The organism is Gordonia sp. (in: high G+C Gram-positive bacteria), from assembly GCF_012515855.1.
GTDB lineage: Bacteria > Actinomycetota > Actinomycetes > Mycobacteriales > Mycobacteriaceae > Gordonia.
Genome location: NZ_JAAYXO010000136.1, coordinates 1 through 3,172, shown reverse-complemented (window position 1 = coordinate 3,172; position 3,172 = coordinate 1). Strand labels below are relative to the sequence as shown.

The 3,172-nt window shown below is 65.3% G+C and carries 3 protein-coding genes; 2 read left to right on the top strand and 1 reads right to left on the bottom strand.

Annotated features, from left to right (window positions below):
* Nucleotides 1–67: 67 nt before the first annotated feature.
* Nucleotides 68–1,231 (bottom strand): steroid 3-ketoacyl-CoA thiolase, encoded by a 1,164-nt coding sequence (locus GX543_RS10075; RefSeq protein WP_290851730.1) that lies wholly within the window; start codon nucleotides 1,229–1,231, stop codon nucleotides 68–70.
* Between the two features lie 201 nt (nucleotides 1,232–1,432).
* Here GX543_RS10075 and GX543_RS10070 point away from each other — a divergent pair, with 201 nt between their 5' ends.
* Together GX543_RS10070 and GX543_RS10065 are read left to right on the top strand one after the other, a co-directional pair.
* Nucleotides 1,433–2,656 (top strand): cytochrome P450, encoded by a 1,224-nt coding sequence (locus tag GX543_RS10070; protein WP_290851732.1) that lies wholly within the window; start codon nucleotides 1,433–1,435, stop codon nucleotides 2,654–2,656.
* Nucleotides 2,657–2,663: 7 nt separating this feature from the next.
* A complete protein-coding gene (locus GX543_RS10065) occupies nucleotides 2,664–3,107 on the top strand; it encodes a nuclear transport factor 2 family protein (protein WP_290851729.1) in 444 nt (147 codons plus the stop codon).
* The last annotated feature ends 65 nt before the right edge of the window (nucleotides 3,108–3,172 follow it).

Here is a 3,172-nt window from a genome sequence, read left to right as displayed (position 1 = left end):
ACCGGTGAATCGAGTTGTGCCGGGCGCGAATTCGGGTCCATGGTCCTCGTCTGCCTGCTCGCCGCGATCAGATGCGTTCGATGATGGTGGCGGTCGCCAGTGCGCCGCCCGCACACATGGTGACCAGTGCGGTCTGCTTGTCGGTGCGCTCGAGCTCATGCAGCGCGGTGGTCAACAGACGCGAACCGGTGCTGCCGACTGGGTGGCCGAGGGCGATGGCTCCGCCGTTCACGTTCACCTTGTCCATGTCGGCGTTGTGGACCTGCGCCCAGCTCAGCACGACCGATGCGAACGCCTCGTTGACCTCGAAGAGGTCGATGTCGGCCATGGTCATGCCCGACCGCGACAGCACCCGCTCGGTCGCCTGCACCGGGCCGTCGAGGTGGTAGTACGGCTCGGCACCGACCAGCGCCTGGCTCACCAGGCGAGCGCGCGGACGCAGTCCGAGCTCCTTGGCGCGGTCTTCGTCCATCAGCAGGACGGCTGCGGCGCCGTCGGAGATCTGCGAGGAGTTGCCCGCGGTGTGGATGCCGCCCTCGATCACCGGCTTGAGGCCGGCGAGTGATTCGGCGGTGGTGTCGCGGAGGCCCTGATCGCGATTCACCTGGAGGGTCTGGCCGGTCAGCTCTCCCTCTTTGGTGCGCTCGGGCGCGGGGACGGTGAGCACCTCGCGGTCGAAACGACCCTCGTCCCAGGCGCGCTTGGCGTTGGTCTGCGAGCGCAGGCCGAGTGCGTCGACGTCGGCGCGGGTGATGCCGCGACGCTTGGCGATCCGCTCGGCGGCCTCGAACTGGTTGGGCATGTCGATGTCCCACGACGCCGGGCGACGCGGTCCGGCGTGCTCGCCGACATTGGCGCCCAGCGGCACGTGCGACATGCACTCGACGCCGCAGGCCACGCCCACATCGATGGTGCCGGTGGCGATGAGGCCCGCGACCAGGTGGTTGGCCTGTTGTGCCGACCCGCACTGGCAGTCGATGGTGGTCGCTCCGGTCTGCCACGGCAGTCCGGCGTGCAGCCATGCGGTGCGCGTGACATTGTTGCCCTGCTCGCCGACCTGCATCACGGCGCCGCCGATGACCTGCTCGACCAACTCCGGGTCGATGCCTGCGCGTTCGATCACGCCGCGCTGGGCGGCGCCGAGGATCTCCGCCGCATGCAGGCCCGACAGCCAGCCGTTTCGCTTTCCGATCGGCGTCCGAGCCGCTTCGACAATCACCGGCACACCCATGGTTTCTCCTCACTCTGCTGAAGTACTTCTGCGTCAAAACTAGAACAAGTTCTTGTTCGCGTCTATCCAGTGTGGCAGAGTGGGGCGTACCAGAATTGTAACGGGTTCTTATTTCATGCCGAGAGCCCGGACACGGCAAAGAATTGAGGTGATGACGTGACTCAGACGCAGAGCGAAAGTGCGTCCGACGCTCGTCCGTTCATGGATCAGGAGGGGTGGGACTTCACGAACCCAGACCTGCTGCTCGAGGGTATCCCCGTAAAGGAGTTCGCTCAGCTGCGCAAGACCGCTCCCGTGTGGTGGAACGCGCAGGAGCCCGGCAAGGGCGGCGGCTTCCACGACGGCGGCTACTGGGTGATCACCAAGCACGAGCACATTCGTGAGATCTCCAAGAACGCAGACGACTGGTCGGCCAACGACAACGGCGTCATCATCCGCTTCGAGGATGACATGCCGGCCGAGCAGATCGAGGTCACCAAGTCCCTGCTCATCAACCACGACCCGCCGGACCACACCCGTCTGCGCAAGGTGGTCTCGCGTGCGTTCACCCCGAAGGCCGTCCACGCCCTCGAGGAGAAGCTCGACGACGCGGCTCGCGACATCGTGAAGAAGGCCGCAGAGGCCGGTTCCGGCGACTTCGTGCACCAGGTCTCGGTCGACCTGCCGCTGCTGGCGATCGCCGACCTCCTCGGTGTGCCCGAAGAAGACCGCATGAAGCTGTTCGACTGGTCGAACTCGATGATGAACGCCGACGATCCGGAGTTCACCACCGACCCGCTGACCGCGAACATGGAGATTCTGGGCTACGGCTACAACATGGCCGAGCAGCGCAAGAACAACCCGGCCGACGACATCGTCACCCAGCTGATCGAGGCCGACATCGACGGCCACAGCCTCGCCGAGGCCGAGTTCGGCTTCTTCTTCATCCTGCTGACCGTCGCGGGCAACGAGACCACTCGTAACGCCATCACCCACGGCATGAACGCCTTCTTGGAGAACCCGGAGCAGTGGGAGCTCTTCAAGAAGGAGCGGCCGGCCACCGCGGTCGACGAGATCGTCCGCTGGGCCACCCCGGTCAACGTCTTCCAGCGCACCGCCAAGCGTGACACCACGGTCGGCGGCGTCGAGATCAAGGAAGGCCAGCGCGTGGGCATGTTCTACGGCTCGGCCAACTTCGATGAGGACGTCTTCGAGGATCCGTTCACGTTCGACATCATGCGCGACCCGAACCCGCACGTCGGTTTCGGCGGCAACGGCACGCACTTCTGCATCGGCGCCAACCTGGCCCGCATGGAGATCAACCTGATGTTCAACGCGCTCGCCGATCTGGTTCCGGACATCACCAAGCTCCAGGATCCGCGTCGTCTGCGTCACGGCTGGATCAACGGCATCAAGGAACTCCAGGTCAACTACGGAACCAAGTGAGGAATCCGTGACTGACAAGACTCCCGCCTACCTGAACATCGATCGCGAGAATCATCCGGCCGTGCTCGCCGGACGTCGTTCCCGCGACGCCGTCGAGGCCCGCGACAAGCAGGCCTGGCTCGACAACTTCGCCGTCGACGGCGCAGTCGAGGACCCGGTGGGTCCGTCGATGTTCGACGAGGAAGGCAAGGGGCACCGAGGCGCAGACGCCCTGTCCGCGTTCTGGGACAAGGCGATCGCGGCGACGGAGAAGATCGACTTCCAGTTCGAGAAGGAGATCATCTGCGGCAACGAGGTGGCCTACATCGGCAAGATCGTCACGCACATCGCGGGATACATCTCGGAGGCGGAAGGGGTCTTCACCTACCGCGCCGACGCCGACGGGAAGATGGAAGCGCTGCGAGCCTACTGGGAGGTCGAGGCGACCATCGCGTCGACCAGGCAGGCCTGACCCGCCATATCGATACGCACGACCGCTGAGCCCCGTCCATCGACTGATGGACGGGGCTCAGTGGT

Coding starts and splice junctions, on each gene's coding strand:
- GX543_RS10075 (WP_290851730.1), bottom strand. CDS start 1,231: ATGGGTGTGCCGGTGATTGTCGAAGCGGCTCGGACGCCGATCGGAAAG.
- GX543_RS10070 (WP_290851732.1), top strand. CDS start 1,433: ATGGATCAGGAGGGGTGGGACTTCACGAACCCAGACCTGCTGCTCGAG.